The sequence below is a fragment of the Blautia sp. BCRC 81119 genome, from assembly GCF_003184505.1.
In the GTDB taxonomy this organism is placed as follows: Bacteria; Bacillota; Clostridia; order Lachnospirales; family Lachnospiraceae; genus Blautia_A; species Blautia_A fusiformis.
Genome location: NZ_QJHD01000002.1, coordinates 195893 through 217001, shown reverse-complemented (window position 1 = coordinate 217001; position 21109 = coordinate 195893). Strand labels below are relative to the sequence as shown.

Here is a 21109-nt window from a genome sequence, read left to right as displayed (position 1 = left end):
GTTATTCCTCCCCCTATTTCTTTTTCTTGCGCTCTGCAAGAACCATTTTTCTCATAGATTTAATACTCTGAGTCAGAGGTCGTTTGGCCGGACAGATGTAACTGCAGCAGCCGCACTCGCAGCATTCCATACCATCCATTTTTTCGAAGCCTGCCATATCACCGTGTTCTGCAAGAGTTGCAAGGCGGGCCGGAACCACATGGCCCGGACAGACGCTTACACAACGTCCGCAATTGATACATGCAGTCTGGATCTGCTTCGCCTCGGAAACTGCGTCACGCTCCAGGAAAAGCAGGGAAGAAGTTGTCTTCGTACATGGAATATGAAGATCATACAACGCAAATCCCATCATCGGTCCGCCGGAGATTGCTTTTGCGATCTTTTCCTTCAGTCCGCCTGCAGCATCTACCAGTTCAGACAGATCTGTGCCTGTAAGAACGGAAAAGTTCTTCGGTGTACGGATACCGTCTCCGGTAACCGTTACATTACGGCTGATGACCGGCTGTCCAAGGATCACTGCCTTATAAACAGAAGTGACGGTCTCTACGTTATCAACCACGCATCCTACGTCTGCCGGAAGCATGGTGGAATTGATCTCTCTGCCTGTTACCGCATAGATCAGTGTACGCTCACCACCCTGAGGGTATTTGGTCTTAAGCTCTTTTACTTCCATACGCTCTTTGCCTTTGATGGCTTCTTTCATCCTGGCAATACAATCCGGTTTGTTGTCCTCGATACAGATACATCCCACTGCCTTCGGGAAAGCTTTCAGGATTACTTCCAGACCACCAACAATACTTTCCGGTTCTTCCATCATCCTTCGGTAGTCACTGGTGATATAAGGCTCACATTCCGCACCGTTGACCAGGATATGATCGATCTTGTCAGGTTCCTTTGGTGAGAGCTTTACATGTGTCGGGAAACCTGCACCACCCTGACCAACAACTCCGCCTTCCTGAATCCTTTTCAGGATATCCTCCTTGGAAAGATCCGAAAGCTTTGCAGGTGCATATTCCACAGATTCGTACAGACCGTCATTCTCAATGATGATCGCATCACCCATGGCGCCTACTGCGGTCAGACGTTTCTCGATTCCCTTTACGGTTCCTGATACAGACGAGTGTATCGGTGCGGAAACAAATCCTCCTGCTTCTGCGATTTTCTGTCCTGCAAGCACATGATCACCTTTTTTTACGATCGGCTTGGCCGGAGCTCCGATGTGCTGAGAAACAAGAATTGCCAGATCTCCCTTCGGCAGATACTTCTCGACAGGACAGTTTTTTGACAAATCTTTGCCGTCATAAGGATGGATACCACCCCTGAAGGTTAAAAATGCCATAGATCTCATCTCCTCCTTTATTTTTGCAAGTACATGTACATGGTATTTCTGCGTTGCGCATATACTCTTTTTTAAAGTTGATTCTGTGTTTCTGATTTTCCTTTTCTTATTTCATCCAAGACAAACAAGATCTATTTCGCTCCCATAAATCATTTCGCGAAACATTACCAGCGAACAGTAACAAAATAGCTTCTGCTTTGAGCAGGATATGTATGAAAGATTGAATCCAGACACGATCCTGTGATATACTTCGGTAGAAGATATTCATCAGCTCATAAAAAGCTGTAAATGAATAACTAATTTATGAAGCGATAATAGTCATTTTTTCACTGTCAATCCCTACATAAATCCAGTACCATTTCCTGTTTTTTATCATCAACTCTACTAATAACTATAACTCATTTCACTTTAAATTGCACTATTGAAAAGCAATTTTTTTGTGTATAATCAGATACAATCCATAAAGGAGAAAATTAACATGATCGTTAAAAAAATGCCGATTTTACAAGGATTTCCAGACTTTGAGACTGTTAAAAAATTGACTAAAAATCATGGATTTTCAGAGCGTTTTGTACCGCTTTTCTATGATATTGAAACTACAGGACTATCACGAAATTCCACTTTTCTGTATCTGATCGGTGCTGTAGCCTACGAAGGAAACAACTGGCAGATGTACCAGTGGATGATTGAAAATGAAGAGGAAGAACCTGAACTTCTGAAAACATTTTCTGAATTCCTTCAGGATTTTTCATGTACGATCCAATATAACGGTGACAGCTTTGACCAGCCTTATCTGGATGCACGATATCAGATCCACGGACTCTCTTCCCCTTTTACGGAGCTGCCATCTCTGGATCTTTACCGGGAACTAAAGCCGCTCAAGGGACTTCTGAAGCTTTCACGGATGAATCAGCCTTCCATGGAATCATTTCTCGGTATTACTGAACGGAACTACTATGATGGAGGTGCCTGCATCCGTCTTTACAAACAATTCGCTTCCGGAAAGAAACCGGAAGCGGCAGAGATCGTTATGGGACATAACCGGGAAGATCTTCTGGGACTTGGAAAAATTTTCTCCATGCTGTCCTATCTTGCTCTTTTCAATGAAGATTACGAAGCACTAAATTGTGAAATTCAAGACGATCAATTGGCCTTTACCATTAAAACTAATTACGATCTGCCTGTTGAATTTTCAAATCATAGTGAAGAATTCTACATAATCGGACAGAATAACCGTGTCCGTCTTCTTGTGAAGCTTCAAAATGGACGTTTAAAGCAATATTATTCCAATTATAAAGATTACGATTACATCCCTTCCGAAGACACTGCAATACCAAAAACCTTAAGTGCCTGCATGGATAAAAAGCTCCGAAGGCCTGCCAAAAGGGACAACTGTTATACCTGGTTTCCTGTAACAGAAGCTTTTCTGCATGATCCTTTAAAACAGAAAACCTATCTGAAACACTGCCTGCCATATTATCTTTCTGTTCTTAAATAATATCTCTGTTACGAAATTCCAATTAAAAAAGGCCGTCACAATAAATGTGACGGCCTCTGAAATTCAAAATATTCATCTGCTGTACAGCTTCTGAGAAATTACTCCTCTGTCTGCTCTGCAGAATTATCCTCGAGTGCTTTCATGCTGAGGCTGATCTTTCTGTCTTCGCCATTGAAATCAACAACCTTAGCCTCGATCTCCTGACCGATGGAAAGTACATCAGATGGTTTCGCAACGTGCTCTCTGGAAATCTGAGATACATGAAGAAGAGCATCTACTCCAGGTGCAAGCTCAACAAATGCACCGAAATCTGTCATACGTGCAACTTTGCCCTTTACTACGTTTCCTACTGCGAAGTCCTCAGCAGCTGTAAGCCATGGGTTCTCCTCCGGGAATTTAAGGGAAAGTGCGATCTTGTCTCCGTTGATATCTTTGATAAGAACTGTAACTTTATCACCTACGTTGAATACCTTCTTCGGATTCTCTACTCTGCCCCAGGACATCTCAGAGATGTGAAGAAGTCCGTCTGCTCCGCCGAGGTCAATGAATGCACCGAAATCTGTAACATTCTTAACAACACCCTCAACTTTATCGCCTACGTTGATCTTAGCAAGAAGCTCTTTCTGTTTCTCAGCTTTCTCAGCAAGAAGAAGCTGTTTGCGGTTACCGATGATACGGCGTCTTCTTGGGTTGAACTCTGTGATAACGAACTCGATCTCCTGATCTGCATATTTGGAAAGATCTTTCTCATATGTGTCAGATACAAGGCTTGCAGGAATGAATACTCTTGCTTCCTCAACATTGACACAAAGACCACCGTCAAGTACCTGTGTTACAGGAGCCTTCAGAACCTCCTGGTTCTCGAATGCCTCCTCAAGACGTTTGTTGCCTTTCTCTGCAGCAAGACGTTTGTAGGTAAGTGTAACCTGTCCCTCTCCGTCGTTTACTTTGAGAACCTTTGCTTCCATGGTATCGCCAGGTTTAACAACGTCTGTAAGCACAACGCTTGAATCGTTTGTGTACTCGTTCTTTGTGATGATACCGTCTGCTTTATAGCCGATATTCAGGATGATCTCATCATCTTTAACATCGATGACGGTACCCTGTACGATCTCTCCATTTCTGATTGTTTTTACGGAATCTTCCAGCATCTGTTCAAAACTTAACTCTGACATGTTCTTGAACCTCCTCAATAATTTTCTTTGGGGTGGAAGCCCCTGCTGTAATACCTACACAACTACTGCATTGGAACATTTCAGAATCCAAGTCTACAGGTGTTTGTATATAGTAAGTATTTCCACATTCCTTTTTACATATTTCAAACAGCTTTTGAGTATTGGAGCTATGTCGGCCACCTACGACCAGCATAGTGTCTACCTCTCCGGCTATCGCTTTAGCTTCTTTCTGCCGTTCTTCGGTAGCATTACAAATAGTGTTTAAAATATTTAAAATATTTAAAACATTATTATCATAACTCTTTTTGCGGAGAATTTCAACTAATTCTTGAAATTTGTTGTAATTAAATGTCGTCTGGGACACTACACATACTTCTTTTTCCGGAGAAATATTGAATTTCTCAGCATCCTCAGCATTTCTGATCACTGTATATGGTCCCTGACACCATCCGCAGATCCCCTGGACTTCCGGATGGTCCGGATCACCGATGATCACAATATGGGCACCTCTGGAGCTTTCTCTCTCAACGATCTTGTGGATCTTCAGCACAAAAGGACAGGTAACATCTACATATCCGAGACCATATTTTTTGATCATGTTATAAACCCTGCGGCCTACTCCATGGGAACGGATCACAACAGTACCGCCCTTCAGGCTGCCAAGATCCTTCTCACAGATCACAGCCACACCTTTTTTTTCGAGATCTGAGACAACCTCCTCATTATGGATGATCGGGCCTAGTGTATAAATCGGTGCTGCATCGGAACCGATCAGCTCATAAACACGGTCAACTGCTCTTTGTACGCCGAAACAGAAGCCGGCAGTTTCTGCAACTTTTACATTCATCCATTCACCCTTTTTCTGTATACGGAAAGGATACTCTCAACCACTTCATCAATTCCCATCTCAGATGAATCAACAAGAACAGCATCCTCTGCTTTTTTAAGCGGAGAAACCGCACGGTTCATATCTCTCTCATCTCTGTCAACGATATCTTTCAGGATCTCATCCATATCGCAGGCTTCCCCCTTCTCTGTAAGCTCCAGGTATCGTCTGCTGGCACGGGTCTTTGCACTTGCAGTCAGAAAGATCTTCACTTCCGCATTGGGAAGAATGGTGGTTCCGATATCTCTTCCGTCCATAACTACATTATTCTCAGCTGCAAGATTGCGCTGCAGCTTCAGAAGATGTGCACGCACCTCCGGATTTGCAGAGCTTACAGATGCCATATTTCCTACCTCTTCCTTACGGAGGAACGCAGTTACGTTCTTTCCGTTAAGAATCACCTGCTGCTCACCGTTCTCATAACGGATAGAGATATCCGCATCGTGACAGGCTTCAGAGATTTTTTCGTCACCGCTGATCCCTTTTTCCAGAAGATAAAGTGCCATGGCACGATACATTGCCCCTGTATCTACATAAATAAAGGACAGCTCCTTTGCCACTTTTTTTGCAATTGTGCTTTTTCCTGCACCTGCCGGTCCGTCAATTGCAATATTAATACCCATAATCGTTGCTCCTTCCTCTTTTCTGTTATTCTATCGCCTGAGCTGCCGCATACGCTGTAGACCATGCGATCTGAAGATTATAGCCACCGGTCACTGCATCCAGATCCAGTACTTCACCTGTAAAATACAGATTTTTTATTTTTTTGGATTCCATTGTGGATGGCTGTATCTCTTTTACTGACACACCGCCTCTTGTGATGATCGCTTCCTTAAACTCTCCCATTCCCGTGATCGTAAACGGAAAAGCCTTGATCAGACGGCCAAAAGCCTGACGCTCTTCCCTGGAGATCTCATGTACCGGTTTTTCCCCGGGGATACCGCCAATTTCGATCATGATCGGAGTCAGAGAAGACGGAAAAAGAACACCGATCACATTTTTAAACTGCTTGTTATGATTTGCATCAAATTCACGCAGGATCCGGGCGTCAAGCTGTTCTGCATCAAGCGCCGGCTTCAGATCCAGGAAAGCCTCCAAAGGCTCCTTTTCCAGCTTTTTGCCGATCTGGGCACTGGCGGAAAGGATCAGCGGTCCTGTCACTCCGAAATGAGTAAACATCATCTCGCCGAAATCTTTATAGAGAACTTTTTTGCCGGATTTTACTGTAAGCTCCACATTCCGAAGGGAAAGGCCCTGAAGTTTGGAGACATAATCTTCTTTTGCCACCAGTGGTACCAGTGATGGTGACTGGGAAACAACTTTATGTCCCGTCTCAGCAGCAAAACGATATCCGTCTCCTGTGGAACCTGTGGACGGGTAGGAAAGCCCTCCTGTGGCAACTACCACAGTATCCGCTTCAAAAAAGGTACCATCCGAAAGTAATACACCGGTAACTTTTTCATCCTGTGTACAAACTTCCTTTACCTCTGTATGAAGATGGATCTGCGCTCCGGCTTTTTTCAGTTCCCGCTCAAGCGCACGGATAATATCTGATGAATGATCCGATACCGGAAAAACCCGGTTTCCACGCTCTGTTTTCAGCGGCACTCCTGCCTCCTCAAAAAATTCCATCACATCTCTGCTTCCATAGGTGTAGAAAGCACTGTAAAGAAATTTGCGGTTTGACATCACTGCCGGAAAAAGTTCTTCGGTATCGGAATCATTGGTGACGTTGCATCGTCCCTTTCCGGTGATGAAAAGCTTTTTTCCTAGTTTCTCATTTTTTTCCAGTATGTGAACCTGGTGTCCTCTGCGCGCAGCATATACACCGCAGAGCATTCCGGCGGCACCGCCGCCTATGATCGCAACTTTGGACATTACCTGTTATCCTGCCTTTTTTATCTTTTTTATGCACAAAGGAGCCTGCATACAGCAAGCTCCTTTTCCTGTTTTGAAATGCATCTGCATTTCTATGTGTGCTTTATACCGGGTATGCGCCGTTCTTGGTATCTGCTACAGTCTCATCAACTTTTGTCTTCTGAGCCTGGCGATATTTAAAGAAGTCCATGGCAACCTGCGGGAACAGTGCATATGTGAGAACATCCTCATCCTGCTCCTTGTACTGTGCCATCTCGCTCTCAAGCTTATCAAGCTCATCCTCCAGAAGATCTGCCGGACGGCATGTGATCGGTTCAATATCTCCGATACATTTTTTCTGTACTTCCGGATTGAACGGTCTGGCTGTTGCGCCATACTTACCACTTAACACGTCTTTTGTTTCTTTTGTGACAACCTTGTAACGCTCGCCCATGATCACGTTAAATACAGCCTGTGTACCAACGATCTGAGAGGACGGTGTAACAAGCGGTGGCTCACCAAGGTCTTTACGTACACGCGGAACTTCCTCAAGTACTTCGTAGAATTTATCCTCGGCATGCTGCTCTTTCAGCTGTGATGTCAGGTTGGAAAGCATTCCGCCTGGTACCTGATACAGAAGAGTCTTGATGTTTACACCAAGGTTCTTCGGATTGAGAAGACCTGTATCAAGAGCCTCATCACGCATCGGACGGAAGTAGTCAGCGATCTCAGCGAGAAGCTGCTGATCAAATCCTGTATCATATGGTGTTCCCTTGAAGGTCTCAACCATAACCTCTGTTGCCGGCTGGGATGTTCCAAGAGCAAACGGAGACATTGCTGTGTCGATGATATCAACACCTGCCTCTACTGCCTTCATATATGTCATGGAAGCAACACCGGATGTATAGTGAGAATGAAGATCAATCGGGATCTTAACAGTCTCTTTGAGAGCCTGAACAAGCTCTGTAGCTTTGTACGGAACAAGAAGTCCTGCCATATCTTTGATACAGATGGAATCTGCACCCATATCCTCGATACGTTTTGCAAGATCTGTCCAGTAATCAAGTGTGTAAGCATCACCAAGTGTGTAAGCCATTGCAACCTGTGCATGTGCTTTCTCCTTGTTTGCTGCTTTTACAGCTGTCTGAAGGTTACGAAGGTCATTCATACAGTCAAAGATACGGATGATATCGATACCGTTAGCTGCGGATTTCTGTACAAAATACTCTACTACATCATCTGCATATGGACGATATCCAAGGATGTTCTGTCCACGGAACAGCATCTGAAGCTTTGTGTTTTTGAAACCGTCACGAAGTTTACGAAGTCTTTCCCACGGATCCTCTTTCAGGAAACGTAAGGAAGCATCGAAAGTAGCACCGCCCCAGCACTCTACTGCATAGTAGCCGACTTTGTCAAGCTTCTCAATGATCGGAAGCATCTGCTCTGTGCTCATACGTGTAGCGATCAGGGACTGATGAGCGTCACGCAGGATCGTTTCCACAACTTTCACAGGTTTTTTCTCTATTTCTGCCATAATTATTCTCCTTACAAATTTTTATAAGACAATGGGTTAGACACCAAAGATCGCCATGAATGTACCGGCAGCAACCGCTGTACCGATAACACCAGCAACGTTCGGTCCCATCGCATGCATCAGCAGGAAGTTTGTAGGATCTGCCTCAGCACCAACCTTCTGGGATACACGGGCTGCCATAGGAACGGCAGAAACACCGGCTGATCCGATCAGAGGATTGATCTTTCCGTGAGTAACCTTGCAGAGAAGCTTACCAAGCATAACACCACCAAAAGTACCGCAGGCAAAGGCAACAAGACCAAGAACTACGATCTTCAGTGTATCTACGTTCAGGAACGCCTCAGCACTTGTGGAAGCACCTACAGATGTTCCGAGAAGGATTACTACGATGTACATAAGAGCGTTGGAAGCTGTTTCAGAAAGCTGTTTAACAACTCCGGACTCACGGAACAGGTTTCCGAGCATCAGCATACCAACAAGGGGAGCTGTTGTCGGAAGGATCAGGCAAACAACGATTGTGATAACGATCGGGAAAAGGATCTTCTCAAGTTTTGTAACAGGACGGAGCTGCGCCATTTTGATCTTACGCTCTTTCTCTGTTGTGAATGCCTTCATGATCGGAGGCTGGATGATCGGTACCAGGGACATATAGGAATATGCTGCCACTGCGATCGGTCCCATAAGAGAAGACTGTCCAAGCTTACCTGCAAGGAAAATGGAAGTCGGGCCGTCAGCACCACCAATGATAGAGATCGCTGCTGCTGCTTTACCATTAAATCCAAGGAAAATTGCAAGGAAGTATGCAAGGTAAATACCAAGCTGTGCAGCTGCTCCCATCAGGAAGCTGATCGGGTTTGCGATCAGCGGACCGAAGTCTGTCATCGCACCGACACCCAGGAAGATCAGTGAAGGAAGAATACTCCACTCATCCATTAAGTAAAAATAATGAAGAAGTCCGCCAACGCCATTGGATGAATCCTCAATGCTCAGCATAATGTCCGGATAAATATTTACCAGAAGCATACCAAAAGCGATCGGAACCAACAGCAGCGGCTCAAAACCATGTTTAATGGCAAGATATAAGAACACACATGCCACTGCGATCATCAGGTAGTTTCCCCAGGTAAGGTTGAAAAATGCTGTCTGATGGATCAGGTTTGACAGGGTATTTGTTACATAAGACATTTGTCTACCTCCTGTTTAGTTCATTGTTGCAAGAGTATCTCCATTTTCAACGGCAGCACCCTCTGCAACATCGATGCTGGCGATTGTTCCGTCCTGAGGAGCAACAACCGGGATCTCCATCTTCATGGACTCAACGATCACTACGCTGTCACCAGCTTTTACGCTCTGTCCAACAGATGCAACGATTTTTACAACTTTTCCAGGAACGGCTGCGGAAACTTTAACAGAACCTGCGCCTGCTGCCGGAGCTGCTGCCTTAGGAGCTGCTGCCGGAGCTGCCTTAGGAGCCGGAGCTGCTGCTTTTGGTGCTGCTGCAACTGGAGCTGCTGCGTTTCCGTTCTCTTCTACAGTAACTTCATATGCTGTTCCGTTAACAGTAATTGTATAACTCTTCATTTTAAAATCCTCCTAAATAATGATTATCTTTTTCTGCGGTTGACTTTGCGGATGGAACGTACTACGAATCCGTCTGTGCTTGTTTTGCCTTCAGAAGCAGCGATAGCTGCAGCGATCACGGCAATAAGCTCACCATCATCTGTCACATCCTCAACAGCAGGCTCAGCAACTGGTGCTGCAACCGGAGCCGGTGCTGCGGCTGCCGGAGCCGGTTTGCTCTCTTTTTTCTTTCCTTCCACAAGTCCAGGAATATATTTGAAAAGAGAGATCACGAAGATCAGGAATACCAGGATCACAAATACTGTTCCGAGACCCATCACTGTATTCATCGCTGCCTTCTCCATGTTCTGTGCCAGTGTATAATTCACATCAACTGTAAGAGAAGTCGGGGTTCCTGATTTATCAAATACATAAGTGAAATTCGCTTTGTTTTTCTCGAAGGATACCGGAACAACAACGGTATACTGATCATCGGAATACTCCACTGTGATATCTTTCTCATCAATATCACCTTTTTTCTCACCAAGCTCTTCTCTGGAGCCATCCCATGCACTTGCAGCACTCTGTGTGAAAGCATCCTCTGATTCCAGATATCCCTGGATATCATCCTCGGACATTGCGATGATCGCATCCGTCAGGCCCTTGGTTGTTGTGACAAGCTGACTCTTTACAGAATCATCAATCTCATCAGCAGCCCATGCAGTAGCTGTGCATCCGATCAGAAGTGCAGCTACGCAAAGAAGTGCCATGCAGACAGAAGAGATCTTTTTATAAAACTGTCTCATACGCTCACCTCACTTAGACTGTTCCATGCTTTTTGGATGGACGGTCTTCCCTTTTTGTGAACAGCATCTCAAAAGCACCGATTACATATTTTCTTGTATCTTCTGCTTTGATCACAGTATCCACATATCCTCTTGCTGCTGCAGATGCGATACCGTTCTGGAGTTCTTTGTACTCAGCTGCCTTCTCATTCAGTGTAGAAGCGTCAGCTCCCTCATACATGATCTTTGCTGCAAGGGAAGCATCCATCATACCGATCTCAGCTGTATCCCATGCATAAACCATATCTGCTCCGACAGATTTGCTGTTCATGGCAACGTATGCAGTTCCGTATGCTTTACCAATTACAACATTTACCTTCGGTACAGTCGCAGATGCAAAAGCATGTACCATCTCACCTACGGATTTAGCCATCATCTTCTCATTGCAGAGTGTAGCTTTAAATCCTGTTACATTAGTAAGAGTAAGTACCGGAATCTCAAAAGCATCACAGAATTTTACGAAGTCTGCTGCTTTTCTTGCACCTCTTGCAGAAAGAGTTCCGTCGGAAATCTCTGTCTTATTGCCATCAGCATCGTAAGATTCGCTTCTGTTTGCAACAGCGCCAACGGTAGCTCCGTTCAGACGAAGGAAGCCTGTTACGACATCCTGGCCGTAAGCTGCCTTTGTTTCAAAAAACTCACCATTATCAGCGATTCTTGAAAGCGCAATAGCTGTGTCGCCTGTGCAGCCTGCAATATCATCACATACTCTGTTCAGGTCATCTGTGCATTCCTTGAAGCTGTCATTGTCTTCATTATTCTCCGGAAGCATGCTGACCAGTGTACGGATCTGTCCAAGGATCTCCTCTTCTGTTCCGATGCCGTCAACAAGTCCTGTCTCCTCACTCTGGAACTGTGCGGAAGCTGAATCGCATTTTTCCACTCTGTTTCCTTCCAGTGCATTTGGAGTGTTTACAAACAGTCTGCCCTTCTTCTCCTCTACAAATGTAAAGTCTGTAAGAGCCGGTACAACTGCCATTCCACCGCCGCATGTTCCGAAAACAGCAGTGATCTGTGGAATAACACCGGATGCCAGTGTCTGTTTCAGATAGATCTCACCAAATGCCTCAAGTGCATCGGTAGCCTCCTGAAGACGAAGTCCCGCACAGTCTACAAGACCGATAACAGGTGCTCCAACTTTCAGAGCGAGATCATAAATTTTGGCGATCTTTTTGGCATGCATCTCACCAACTGTTCCGTTCAGTACAGATGCATCCTGGCTGTATACATACACCAGACTGCCGTCAATCACACCATATCCGGTGATCACACCGTCTGAAGGTGCTTTTTTTTCAGTCATGTTGAAATCCGTAGCTCTGGCTGTGACAGCCTGTCCGATCTCAACAAAACTGTTGGCGTCAAGCAGGGAATTGATCCTTGCAGCCGCTACGCTTTGTGTCGCATTACTCATTATACTATGCCCTCCATTTTTTTATTAATATAACCAAAAATTCAGCCGAGTATAATTGTACCTTTTTTTTGCAGAAAATTCAATACTTTTCGTCACGAACGTTAAAAAATTAACCCCTGACATATGCCAGGGGTCGCTAAATTAATGGAAATAATCCTTAAATACTTTATCCACATACCATTTATAGGTAATTCTGTCGATTTTGTCATCGGCGGTTACAAGGCAGGAAAGGAGTTCTTTTCCGTTGAGTTTTGCATGGAGTGTACTGATCTTCTGGTTTTTCTGTATTGGTGCCGGGAGCTTATCCGGAAGCTCCGTTTCCCATGTGATCGTTTCTGTTTTTTTCAAAAGATATCTTTTCTCACGATCTTTTTCAGAAAGTACTGCGTGTATTTTCAGCATGACCTGTTTGGGAGGATATCCGGAACGATCGGACTTTTGCGGATATGGATCTTCTTTTCCCGGTGCTGCTTCTGTTACCGGGATCTCAGGCAGCTGTGGAAGCTCCGGCAGCATCACATACTGATAATTTTCCCTGCCATAGGAAAGAAGCTTCTTAGTATCGCTCCATTTATAATTTTTATTTCCGGGCCATCCGCATCCCAGAAGAGCCACGATAAATAATCGCTCGTCCTGTCGGACTGCGCAGACATAACAATATCCAGCATTTCCTGTAAATCCTGTTTTTCCGGAGATCACTCCTGTTTCCATATCCAGGAAAGCATTGGTATTATGTACCGAATAATGCTTTTTTCCTGAGATATCCGTGAAAGTATAATCTCTAGTCTGGGTAATATGGACAAATGTTGCATTTTTTATTGCATACGCCATGATCAAGGCAAGATCCCGGGCTGTTGTATGATGGATACCTCCTTCATCTTCTCCATCCAGACCATTGGGTGTAACAAAATGTGTGTCCTTACATCCCAGCTCTTTTGCTTTTTCATTCATCTTCTCTGCAAAACCTTCTACGGAGCCGCCGATATGTTCCGCGATGGCCACTGCGGAATCATTATGGCTTTTCAGCATCAGTGAATAGAGAAGATCCTCCAGATAAAACTGCTGGCCTTCCCGCATGCCAAGACGTGTCTGTGGCTGAGATGCCGCATTCCCGGAAACCTGTACGTAATCATCTCCCTTTGCTAGCTCCAGAGCAAGAATACAGGTCATTACCTTTGTTGTGCTGGCATTCGGCCGTCCTTTGTATGCTTCTTTTCCGTACAGCACACGGCCGTTCTCCCCATCCATAAGAACTGCAGAAAGTGCATATAGATTTTCGCCATCTGCCGCCTTTACCGGAAAGATCTGACAAATAATAAGGACCGCTGTCACCAGCACGACAGCGGCCATACGCCGTTTGCTCATAATGCATCACCCCGTACACGGTTCATATAACTGTTTACAGTAACTGTTATATTTAATTTTATGCGGGGATAGCATTCAGATATCACTTGTATCTATTGTCTGCCGGGATCGATCATCCGTTAAAGGTCAGATCCCATCTGTCAGAAAGATGTCCTGGCCTGACTGCAAGTGCAGCAAGCTCTTCCAGCATATCTGGCGCCTTGGCAAGCGCCTCTTCCATCAGACTGTCTAGATTAAGAAGCTCCTCCTTACAGTCGATCTCCGGTTCCTGGCTCATAAAAAATTCGGTAATAAACGCAGATATCTTTTTTCCTGCGGGGGAAAGGGCATGTTCCGAAAGGCGTCTCTTCCTTCCTCCATCATCACATACCAAAATACAGGTGAATATCTTCATCATTTTCAATGACAGATAAATGTTCCAGGTACGGATCGCCGGTAGTACCTGGTGTATCGTCCATGCACTGAGAAAACTGGCACGGATCCCATGCGACGGATAAAAACGCAATGGATCTTTGCCGGTTTCATACATCAGCATACGGTCAAATTCCTTCTCAAAGAGCGTATGTGAGATTTTCCCCTCGGCAGCTACCTGATTGACGTAAGGATGACAGGTAGAATCCAGGATATAATGACATCCGAACCCCAGCAGGTAAGCCATCAGTGCAGGATTTTTTTCTTCTCGGACCTTCGCCATGCCCTTTTCAAAGAATTCTCTTGCTTTCCGTCCATGCATCTGCACTCCGTACTGTGTCACCGGATTTTTGGATATAAAATAATAAAACAGGATATCCGGACCATGCTGTCCGATCCGGTACAGATTTCCGTTGCTTCGGATCAGATGCTGTAATTTTGCGGAAAGTTTCCGGTAAACCCTTTTTCCAAAAAGATCATGTGCGTATGTTGTGGGCATTTTCGTCACTCCTCTTCTGTTTTCTGATCTGTCCGGCAGGTCCCGGTAAACCGGCATCTGTCCGTGTTATTTGTTATACGTCCAGCTTCAGCTGGATCTCTTCCTCTGCTTCCGCCTTGAAATCCTCCAGCTGGACCGGATCCATTTCCGGAAGGTCTTCCAGCCCATGGACACCAAAGCAACGCAGAAATTCTTCGGTGGTTCCCAGGAGGATTGGGCGACCCGGAGCATCCAGACGTCCAAGTTCTCTCACCAGATCATAATCCATCAGTTTATTGATGGCATGATCACATTTTACCCCTCGGATCTTTTCGATCTCTGCTTTTGTAACGGGCTGTTTGTAGGCAATGATCGAAAGGGTTTCAAGCATAACGTCTGTCAGCGTGGGTTTCTTTGGCTGCGCTGCGATCCGGATAAGAGAATCATAGTATTCTTTTTTTGTACAAAGCTGAAAGGAGTTTTCGAGCTCTATGATCTGGATCCCCCGCTCTTCTTCCTGATAACGGATCATCATATTTCGGATGATATTTTCCGTTGTTGTCGGATCCTGACGGATCGCTCTGGCAATACGGGGTAATTCCACTGCTTCTCCCATTGCAAACAGGATGGCTTCGATTTCTCCTTCAATTCGTTTGATTTCCACTTATTGTCCTCATTCCTACTATATTATTCATCTGCGAACTCTGTCAGATTCTTCCATGTGTCCGGATCCGTGATAACTTCCACATGAATATCATCAAAAAGATCTTCCTGTTCTGCATGAACATGTCCCATTTTCATCAATTCCAGAATTGCCAGAAATGTCACGATCAGCTGTATTTTGGAATGCTGGTTTTCCATCAGCCTGCGAAAGCTGAATTTCCGGTGAGCTTTTGCATATTCCTTCATTTCCAGCAATTTATCGGAAAGTGATATTTCCTCTTTTTCGATCCTTCCGAATTTACTTCGGATCGGATCGATCTTATTTTCCTGTCTGCGGATCAAAGCCTGATAGATCGCACTCATCCGCTCCAGTGTCAGACCCCGGAGAAGTTCCTGGGGATCAGACGGTGGAGTATACTGCAGCACTTCTTCCGGAAGATCCTGTTTTCGGTAATAAACCCCTGCCGCATCTCCAAGCCTGTCCCGTAATTCATAGGACATATATTTGTACATTTTATATTCCAGCAGCTTCTGCACAAGCTCTGCTCTGGGGTCCTCCTCTTCTCCTTCCTCATTCACTTCTTTCGGAAGAAGCATTTTACATTTGATATCCAGAAGAGTGGCTGCCATGACAAGAAATTCGCTCATGATTCCCAGATCCTCTTTTTCCATGGAATGCAGATATTCCATATACTGATCTGTGATCTCCACAATGGGAATATCATAGATATCGATCTTGTTTTTGTCGATCAGGTGAAGCAGAAGATCCAGAGGGCCTTCAAATACATTCAGCTTAACAGATAATGCCATAGGGTTTCCTCATTTCATTTTTTCGGAAGGTTTTATATCGATCACCAGCAGTTCCCTTGGATTATGGATCCGAAGGGGGATGGTATGTTCTCCAAGTCCAGCACTGACGATCATATGCTGATCCCCTTTGTGAAAGTCTCCACAGCAAAACGGCGGAAGAAACAGATATTGAGGAGATGAAAGACCGTAATGTTCACTGAGGCGGACAACGCCTCCGTGATAGTGTCCGGACAGGATCAAATCCGCGCCCCATTCAAAATAGGTTTTTCCGTATTTTGGATTATGTGCCAGCAGGATCTGCATCCCTTTATCTTCAGGTTTTCCGATCAGTTCTTCCATCACTTCTTTTTTCAGCTTCGGTGATCTCGGCTTGTGATAATATTCGATGGGAAGCTCCAGGCCCCAGAAACAGAAGCGCTCTCCCTTTAGGACCATAGCTTCATGTCCGTTCCTTAAAATATGCACACCAGCTTTTTTCAGTGCCTTTTCATATTTCGCATAATATGGCCGGTATTCTTCGGAAAGGAACATTTTATATTCATGATTGCCAAGTGCATAATACACGGGAAAATCTCCGGCAAGCTCTGTCAGCAGCTTACATGCAGTTACCAGAGTATTCGTTTCTGTGCGTACAGCCATGTCGCCGGCAGAAAGTATCACGTCCGGGGCAAGTTTTCGGATCGTCTCTGTCAGCCGTATATTGTCTTTTCCGTAGGATATCCCGTGAAGATCCGCAAGAAGGATCATCCGCACGCCCTGTGGAGCATGGATCTTGTCCATATGGATCTCATATTGTTTGATTCTGAATTTTTTCATATTATTTTCCAAATCCGCAGTTCGGGAAAGTACAAACCGGACAGTTTAGACATAGTCCGCCTTCTCCCAGCGCGGCAATCTCCTCTGCCTTGATCTCATCATCTGCCATCACTCTGGGCAGGATCAGATCAAATACTGTTCTTTTTGCGTACATGACGCAGCCCGGAAGTCCAAGTACCGGTATGGATCTTCCGTTCCGCTCAAGATATGCCACAAGCAGCATAGCTCCTGGAAGTACAGGTGCTCCATAGGTTATGATCTTTGCTCCGGTATCCCGGATCCCACCTGGAGTACGGTCATCAGGATCCACGCTCATTCCACCGGTACAGAAGATCAGATCTGCCCCTGCATCTGCAAAAGAAAGAATAGCCTTTGTGATCTCTTCCTTATCATCTCCCGGCATCACCTGGCCTGTCACTTCTGTCGGAAACCCGGAAAGCTTTTCCCGGAGTACCGGTGTGAAGGTATCCCGGATCAGTCCTTTTTTGATCTCACTTCCGGTTGTGACGATCCCTACTTTTTTATGCTGGTAAGGGAGAATGTCAAAGATCGGAAAACTTCCTGCTGCCTTTTCTGCTGCATCCATTTTCTCTTTCTCGATCACAAGCGGAATGATCCTGGTTCCTGCGACCTTATCACCTTTCTTTACCGGAAAATCGCCATGTCTGGAAGCGATCATCATTTCTCCCAGAGAATTCACAGCCACAAGTGCATCTCGACGTATTTTCAGAATACCATCGATCTTTGATACCACCTCGATCTTACCTTCTTTGATCTCAGTTCCATGTACTTTGGAAGAGTTTCCGGCACAGATTTTGTAAAGGATCTCTGCAGCTTCATTTTCGTGAAGAATCCCCGGTTTTTTCTCCCACACAAAAAGGTGTTCTTTTCCTACAGAGAGCAGCAGTGGTATATCCTCTTCTTTCACTACATGCCCCTTTTTGAAAAGAACGCCTTTTTTCTCATCTTTTATGATCTGCGTGATATCATGGCACAGAATGTGTCCCACTGCATCTTCTGTTCTGATCTCTTTCATCCAAAATCCCTTCCCTGTTCTGCTATTTCTTCAATCCGTTGTATTATACATCCAGTCTGCCCTTTTTGTCAAAATATGTTGCAGGCATCACAAAAGAAATGCCTGACAGGTTCTTTCCAGCCAGTCATGGTATCCGGCCTTTTTTATTGTTTCCCCGTACAGGATATCCAGACTACCGATCTTTTTCCCATCCTGATAGTATTCCTGTGCCCCTGCTTTCTGCCCTTTTTTCACCGGCGCACTTTGTTCTTTGGGGAGGATCAACTTTTTCTTAACATTGTCAGGTTTCGTTCCATCTGTGCTGATATATCGGAATTTCCCTCTATATACAAGCGAAACCTGCTCTTTGACTCCTTTGCGGAGCTTCAGAGGTTTCAGTGGCTCCAGAGCATCATCCAGATACAATGTGCATTTAGAAAAGCCGTAATTTAAAAGAGCTGCTGCATCCCGGAATCTTGTTTTCGGGTCCGGTGCGGCCATCACTGAGGCGATCAGTGTGATCCCATTTCGTTCTGCCACAGCACTGAGACAGTATTTTGCAATACTGGTGCTGCCTGTTTTAAGTCCCATACACCCCTCATAGCTACGCAGCAGTTTATTTGTGTTGGTCAGTGTAAATTTCGAGGATCCTTTTCTGGTAACGTGTGTGATATCCTCCATCCAGACAGATGAATATGTAAGAACTTCCGGATATCTGCTGATGAGCTCCCTGCTCATAAGTGCAATGTCATAGGGAGTTGTATAATGCTCCTGTGATTCCATCAGCCCGCAGCAATCCACAAAATGAGTATTTTTCATTCCAAGATCCTTCGCCCTCTCGTTCATCCTCTCCACAAAGGCTTGTTCTGTTCCCGCAACATGCTCCGCCATAGCTACGCTGGCATCATTTCCGGAAGCGATCACAATACATTTGATCATGGTTTCTGCAGTCTGCTTTTCTCCTTCTTCCAGAAATACCTGAGACCCTCCCATGGATCTGGCATAAGCACTGGTGGTAATGCTATCCTCCAGATGCAGGGTTCCCTCACGGATAGCATCAAAGATCAGGATCAATGTCATGATCTTTGTAATACTGGCCGGGCTTCTTCGGGTGTCAGGATCCCTGGAATAGATCACTGTACCGGTTTCTTTTTCCATAAGGACTGCACCCGGCGCTTCGATCAGCTGCTGTGCTTTTCCACTATCTTCCGTTTCTCCCCTGACACCAACGGGTGTCAGAGCCAGGCATAAGACTAAAATACAGATTAAAAGACTTTCCGGAACACTTCTGTTCATAAGCTCACTCCTGCCGCAAACATCTCTGTTCTATTGTAAAAGCTTTCCTGAAAGATTATTCCTGAAATTCTGAAAAAGTATAGATTCCGGTCCGTATTCCTGTATCTTTCACTCTGCATCGCTTTGCTTTTTCAGTTCTTCGTCATACAGCTTAACACCTGTTTCACAATTTCCAGCAGCATATTTTCTTGCATAATTCGCTGCATCGATCGCCTCAGATGCATTGTCACATTCTTTGGTGATCAGATAGATCCCTGTGCGGACACAGAGCTCCATATCCGGATATTTCTCTTTCATCTGCCGTAAGAACTCCTGATTGGTCTTTAAAACAGCTGTTTCCGGATCAACATCCATATCACATGGAGTGAAAAGGATAAAATGATCAGAGATCGCCCTGGTAAAATATACATCCATATCTGTTTTTAGAACGCTTATCACATACTCGGAAAACTGCCGCAGGATCTGATCTCCCACACGATATCCGTATTTTGCATTGATACGTTTAAATTTTTCAAAATCGGTATATATCACTGCATGTCCCGGCCCGTAACCTCCGATCAGCATTTTCTCCACGTTTTCGCGAAATCTTGAAAAAGAAGACAATCCGGTAAGCTGATCCCGTCCGGATTCTGCAGCAATGCTACGATAAGCACTGTTAAATGCCTGGCTCTTGGCATAATGCGCGGAAATGATCTTGGTCACTTCTCCCAACAGCTTACGATCTTCTCTGGACCAGAGCCTTTTTTCCTGGCAGGTCACGTATGCAATGGCCCCTGTATAGCTTCCCTCACAGTACATGGCAGCACAGACTACGGTTTTTGCTCCGCACTGTAACACATTCTTTCTTCCCTGTTCCGAATATTCAGCCAGATCATTCTCCTGAATCACCACAGTACCATATTCATCATTGTGGCGAAACAATGTGATAAAATCACTTTTTGAGAAATGTATCTCATCTATCAAAAGCCTGTATTCTTCTTCCGAAACCCATTGAAAAACCCTGTTTATTTTCTGCTCTGCCACCTTGGTATGCAGGACTGTGATCCGGTTAAGCCGGAATTTCAGACCGATCACTTTCATCAGAAGTTCAATCGCTGCCTGAAAGCTACTCATTTTTTCAAATATTTCAAATGCAGTAGAAACAATATCATTATGAAGATATCTGGCATCTATCTCAACACCCTCGTATAATTCCTGCTTTTCCTCTGTCTTATCCTCAAAACGTCTCAGATTATCACAGAAAGCATAGCGGTTTTTTCCATTTTTCTTTGCCTGGTAAAGTGCCCAGTCTGCATTTTCAAAGAGCTGTTGATATGTATATCCGGAAACATTTTCCGGAAGAAAGCAGATCCCCACACTGCAGGTTGCCAGATACGTGGTTCCCGAAAATTTAAGTTTCTGCACTTCCCGTATCAGTTTTCCTGCCTTTTTCATGATCGCTGCATGGCTGATATCCTTCAAAAGGATCACAAATTCATCGCCACCCAGACGCATGATCACATCATTAATGTCGAACAAAGCCACAAACAGCTCCGCAAAACGTTTCAGGACTTCATCACCGAACATATGTCCGTAAGTATCATTTACATTTTTAAAATAATCTACATCAAGCACCATCATCCCGCATCCTGCATAGGGATTTCTGGATGCAAGGTATTCATCGATCAGTTCTTTTCCGAAAAAGCGGTTATACACTCCGGTCAGAGGATCTTTCTGGGCACGTTCCTCAAGAAATTCTTCCTGCAGCTTCTCCCTGGTGATATCTCTGGAGCTTCCTATGAAATAATGATATCCGGTATTTTTATCCTGTGCTATAAATCCCCGTACTGTCAGAAGACTCGCATTACCGTCTTTATTGATGCATCTTACTTCTATCGTTCCGCCTTCCCGGGATGTCAGAAAATCCGTCAGGTACTTCCAGTCGCCCTTATATACATTACTGTATTTCTGTCCGCTGTTTTTAAAATCTGAAATATTTTTTACAGGTCTCAGGTATTCATCCAGACGTTCATATGTGTCCGTCTCCTGACAGTACTGAAAAATCTTCAGTGTAGTATTTCGATAAATGCAAGCGTATTTTTCCAATGTATCCCGAATATCAAAAACGGGATTTTTTTCGTCTGTTTTCATCATCGACCTCCCAGAGA

The 21109-nt window shown here is 44.8% G+C and carries 19 protein-coding genes; 1 reads left to right on the top strand and 18 read right to left on the bottom strand.

Annotated features, from left to right (window positions below; translation table 11 throughout):
* Positions 1-13: 13 nt before the first annotated feature.
* Positions 14-1339 carry an electron transport complex subunit RsxC gene (rsxC, locus tag DMI82_RS02050; protein ID WP_021650509.1) on the bottom strand — a complete coding sequence of 442 codons (1326 nt, stop codon included), beginning with the start codon at positions 1337-1339 and terminating at the stop codon, positions 14-16.
* A 478-nt stretch (positions 1340-1817) separates the two neighbouring features.
* Here rsxC and DMI82_RS02045 point away from each other — a divergent pair, with 478 nt between their 5' ends.
* On the top strand, positions 1818-2837 hold the full coding sequence (locus DMI82_RS02045; RefSeq protein ID WP_110102317.1) for a ribonuclease H-like domain-containing protein: 1020 nt from the start codon (positions 1818-1820) through the stop codon (positions 2835-2837).
* A gap of 98 nt (positions 2838-2935) precedes the next feature.
* Here DMI82_RS02045 and rpsA read toward each other — a convergent pair whose 3' ends face one another.
* The 17 genes from rpsA to DMI82_RS01960 form a co-directional block, all read right to left on the bottom strand.
* Positions 2936-4012 (bottom strand): 30S ribosomal protein S1, encoded by a 1077-nt coding sequence (gene rpsA / locus DMI82_RS02040; protein ID WP_015524876.1) that lies wholly within the window; start codon positions 4010-4012, stop codon positions 2936-2938.
* Positions 3993-4859 carry a 4-hydroxy-3-methylbut-2-enyl diphosphate reductase gene (gene ispH, locus DMI82_RS02035; RefSeq protein WP_110102316.1) on the bottom strand — a complete coding sequence of 289 codons (867 nt, stop codon included), beginning with the start codon at positions 4857-4859 and terminating at the stop codon, positions 3993-3995. Before ispH ends, rpsA begins: the two co-directional genes overlap by 20 nt.
* Entirely contained in the window at positions 4856-5521 is a 666-nt protein-coding gene (gene cmk, locus DMI82_RS02030; RefSeq protein WP_015524874.1) for a (d)CMP kinase, read from the bottom strand. The genes ispH and cmk overlap by 4 nt, the downstream gene beginning before the upstream one ends.
* A gap of 25 nt (positions 5522-5546) precedes the next feature.
* Positions 5547-6776, bottom strand: a complete 1230-nt coding sequence (locus DMI82_RS02025) for an NAD(P)/FAD-dependent oxidoreductase (RefSeq protein ID WP_110102314.1) — start codon at positions 6774-6776, stop codon at positions 5547-5549.
* A 103-nt stretch (positions 6777-6879) separates the two neighbouring features.
* Positions 6880-8292: an oxaloacetate decarboxylase subunit alpha gene (locus tag DMI82_RS02020; protein ID WP_015524872.1), complete on the bottom strand. Its 1413-nt coding sequence runs from the start codon at positions 8290-8292 to the stop codon at positions 6880-6882.
* Between the two features lie 36 nt (positions 8293-8328).
* On the bottom strand, positions 8329-9477 hold the full coding sequence (locus DMI82_RS02015) for a sodium ion-translocating decarboxylase subunit beta (protein WP_015524871.1): 1149 nt from the start codon (positions 9475-9477) through the stop codon (positions 8329-8331).
* Between the two features lie 15 nt (positions 9478-9492).
* Positions 9493-9873 carry a biotin/lipoyl-containing protein gene (locus DMI82_RS02010; RefSeq protein ID WP_015524870.1) on the bottom strand — a complete coding sequence of 127 codons (381 nt, stop codon included), beginning with the start codon at positions 9871-9873 and terminating at the stop codon, positions 9493-9495.
* Positions 9874-9896: 23 nt separating this feature from the next.
* Positions 9897-10658, bottom strand: coding sequence for an OadG family transporter subunit (locus tag DMI82_RS02005; RefSeq protein WP_021650514.1), 762 nt, complete (start codon positions 10656-10658; stop codon positions 9897-9899).
* Between the two features lie 13 nt (positions 10659-10671).
* Positions 10672-12108 (bottom strand): acyl-CoA carboxylase subunit beta, encoded by a 1437-nt coding sequence (locus tag DMI82_RS02000; RefSeq protein ID WP_021650515.1) that lies wholly within the window; start codon positions 12106-12108, stop codon positions 10672-10674.
* A gap of 141 nt (positions 12109-12249) precedes the next feature.
* Positions 12250-13473 (bottom strand): D-alanyl-D-alanine carboxypeptidase family protein, encoded by a 1224-nt coding sequence (locus DMI82_RS01995; RefSeq protein ID WP_242981795.1) that lies wholly within the window; start codon positions 13471-13473, stop codon positions 12250-12252.
* 112 nt (positions 13474-13585) lie between these two features.
* Positions 13586-14383 (bottom strand): zinc dependent phospholipase C family protein, encoded by a 798-nt coding sequence (locus tag DMI82_RS01990; protein WP_110102312.1) that lies wholly within the window; start codon positions 14381-14383, stop codon positions 13586-13588.
* 73 nt (positions 14384-14456) lie between these two features.
* Complete coding sequence (scpB, locus tag DMI82_RS01985) at positions 14457-15026, bottom strand: SMC-Scp complex subunit ScpB (RefSeq protein ID WP_021650518.1); 570 nt, start codon at positions 15024-15026, stop codon at positions 14457-14459.
* 23 nt (positions 15027-15049) lie between these two features.
* Complete coding sequence (locus DMI82_RS01980) at positions 15050-15835, bottom strand: segregation and condensation protein A (RefSeq protein ID WP_015524863.1); 786 nt, start codon at positions 15833-15835, stop codon at positions 15050-15052.
* Positions 15836-15844: 9 nt separating this feature from the next.
* Positions 15845-16651: a metallophosphoesterase gene (locus DMI82_RS01975; RefSeq protein ID WP_110102310.1), complete on the bottom strand. Its 807-nt coding sequence runs from the start codon at positions 16649-16651 to the stop codon at positions 15845-15847.
* A gap of 1 nt (position 16652) precedes the next feature.
* A complete protein-coding gene (locus DMI82_RS01970; protein WP_110102308.1) occupies positions 16653-17687 on the bottom strand; it encodes a molybdopterin-binding protein in 1035 nt (344 codons plus the stop codon).
* A gap of 87 nt (positions 17688-17774) precedes the next feature.
* Positions 17775-18962: a D-alanyl-D-alanine carboxypeptidase family protein gene (locus DMI82_RS01965; RefSeq protein WP_110102306.1), complete on the bottom strand. Its 1188-nt coding sequence runs from the start codon at positions 18960-18962 to the stop codon at positions 17775-17777.
* A gap of 108 nt (positions 18963-19070) precedes the next feature.
* Positions 19071-21095 carry a GGDEF domain-containing protein gene (locus DMI82_RS01960; RefSeq protein WP_110102304.1) on the bottom strand — a complete coding sequence of 675 codons (2025 nt, stop codon included), beginning with the start codon at positions 21093-21095 and terminating at the stop codon, positions 19071-19073.
* Between the last annotated feature and the right edge of the window lie 14 nt (positions 21096-21109).

Excerpts from the sequence above, each read along its gene's own strand:
- DMI82_RS01990 (WP_110102312.1), bottom strand. The coding sequence starts at position 14,383 with ATGCCCACAACATACGCACATGATCTTTTTGGAAAAAGGGTTTACCGG.
- DMI82_RS01980 (WP_015524863.1), bottom strand. The coding sequence starts at position 15,835 with ATGGCATTATCTGTTAAGCTGAATGTATTTGAAGGCCCTCTGGATCTT.
- rsxC (WP_021650509.1), bottom strand. The coding sequence starts at position 1,339 with ATGGCATTTTTAACCTTCAGGGGTGGTATCCATCCTTATGACGGCAAA.
- DMI82_RS02010 (WP_015524870.1), bottom strand. The coding sequence starts at position 9,873 with ATGAAGAGTTATACAATTACTGTTAACGGAACAGCATATGAAGTTACT.
- DMI82_RS01965 (WP_110102306.1), bottom strand. The coding sequence starts at position 18,962 with ATGAACAGAAGTGTTCCGGAAAGTCTTTTAATCTGTATTTTAGTCTTA.
- DMI82_RS02020 (WP_015524872.1), bottom strand. The coding sequence starts at position 8,292 with ATGGCAGAAATAGAGAAAAAACCTGTGAAAGTTGTGGAAACGATCCTG.
- DMI82_RS01975 (WP_110102310.1), bottom strand. The coding sequence starts at position 16,651 with ATGAAAAAATTCAGAATCAAACAATATGAGATCCATATGGACAAGATC.
- DMI82_RS02000 (WP_021650515.1), bottom strand. The coding sequence starts at position 12,108 with ATGAGTAATGCGACACAAAGCGTAGCGGCTGCAAGGATCAATTCCCTG.
- DMI82_RS02045 (WP_110102317.1), top strand. The coding sequence starts at position 1,818 with ATGATCGTTAAAAAAATGCCGATTTTACAAGGATTTCCAGACTTTGAG.
- DMI82_RS02025 (WP_110102314.1), bottom strand. The coding sequence starts at position 6,776 with ATGTCCAAAGTTGCGATCATAGGCGGCGGTGCCGCCGGAATGCTCTGC.
- ispH (WP_110102316.1), bottom strand. The coding sequence starts at position 4,859 with ATGAATGTAAAAGTTGCAGAAACTGCCGGCTTCTGTTTCGGCGTACAA.
- DMI82_RS01970 (WP_110102308.1), bottom strand. The coding sequence starts at position 17,687 with ATGAAAGAGATCAGAACAGAAGATGCAGTGGGACACATTCTGTGCCAT.
- DMI82_RS01995 (WP_242981795.1), bottom strand. The coding sequence starts at position 13,473 with ATGAGCAAACGGCGTATGGCCGCTGTCGTGCTGGTGACAGCGGTCCTT.
- DMI82_RS01960 (WP_110102304.1), bottom strand. The coding sequence starts at position 21,095 with ATGATGAAAACAGACGAAAAAAATCCCGTTTTTGATATTCGGGATACA.
- DMI82_RS02015 (WP_015524871.1), bottom strand. The coding sequence starts at position 9,477 with ATGTCTTATGTAACAAATACCCTGTCAAACCTGATCCATCAGACAGCA.
- rpsA (WP_015524876.1), bottom strand. The coding sequence starts at position 4,012 with ATGTCAGAGTTAAGTTTTGAACAGATGCTGGAAGATTCCGTAAAAACA.
- cmk (WP_015524874.1), bottom strand. The coding sequence starts at position 5,521 with ATGGGTATTAATATTGCAATTGACGGACCGGCAGGTGCAGGAAAAAGC.
- DMI82_RS02005 (WP_021650514.1), bottom strand. The coding sequence starts at position 10,658 with ATGAGACAGTTTTATAAAAAGATCTCTTCTGTCTGCATGGCACTTCTT.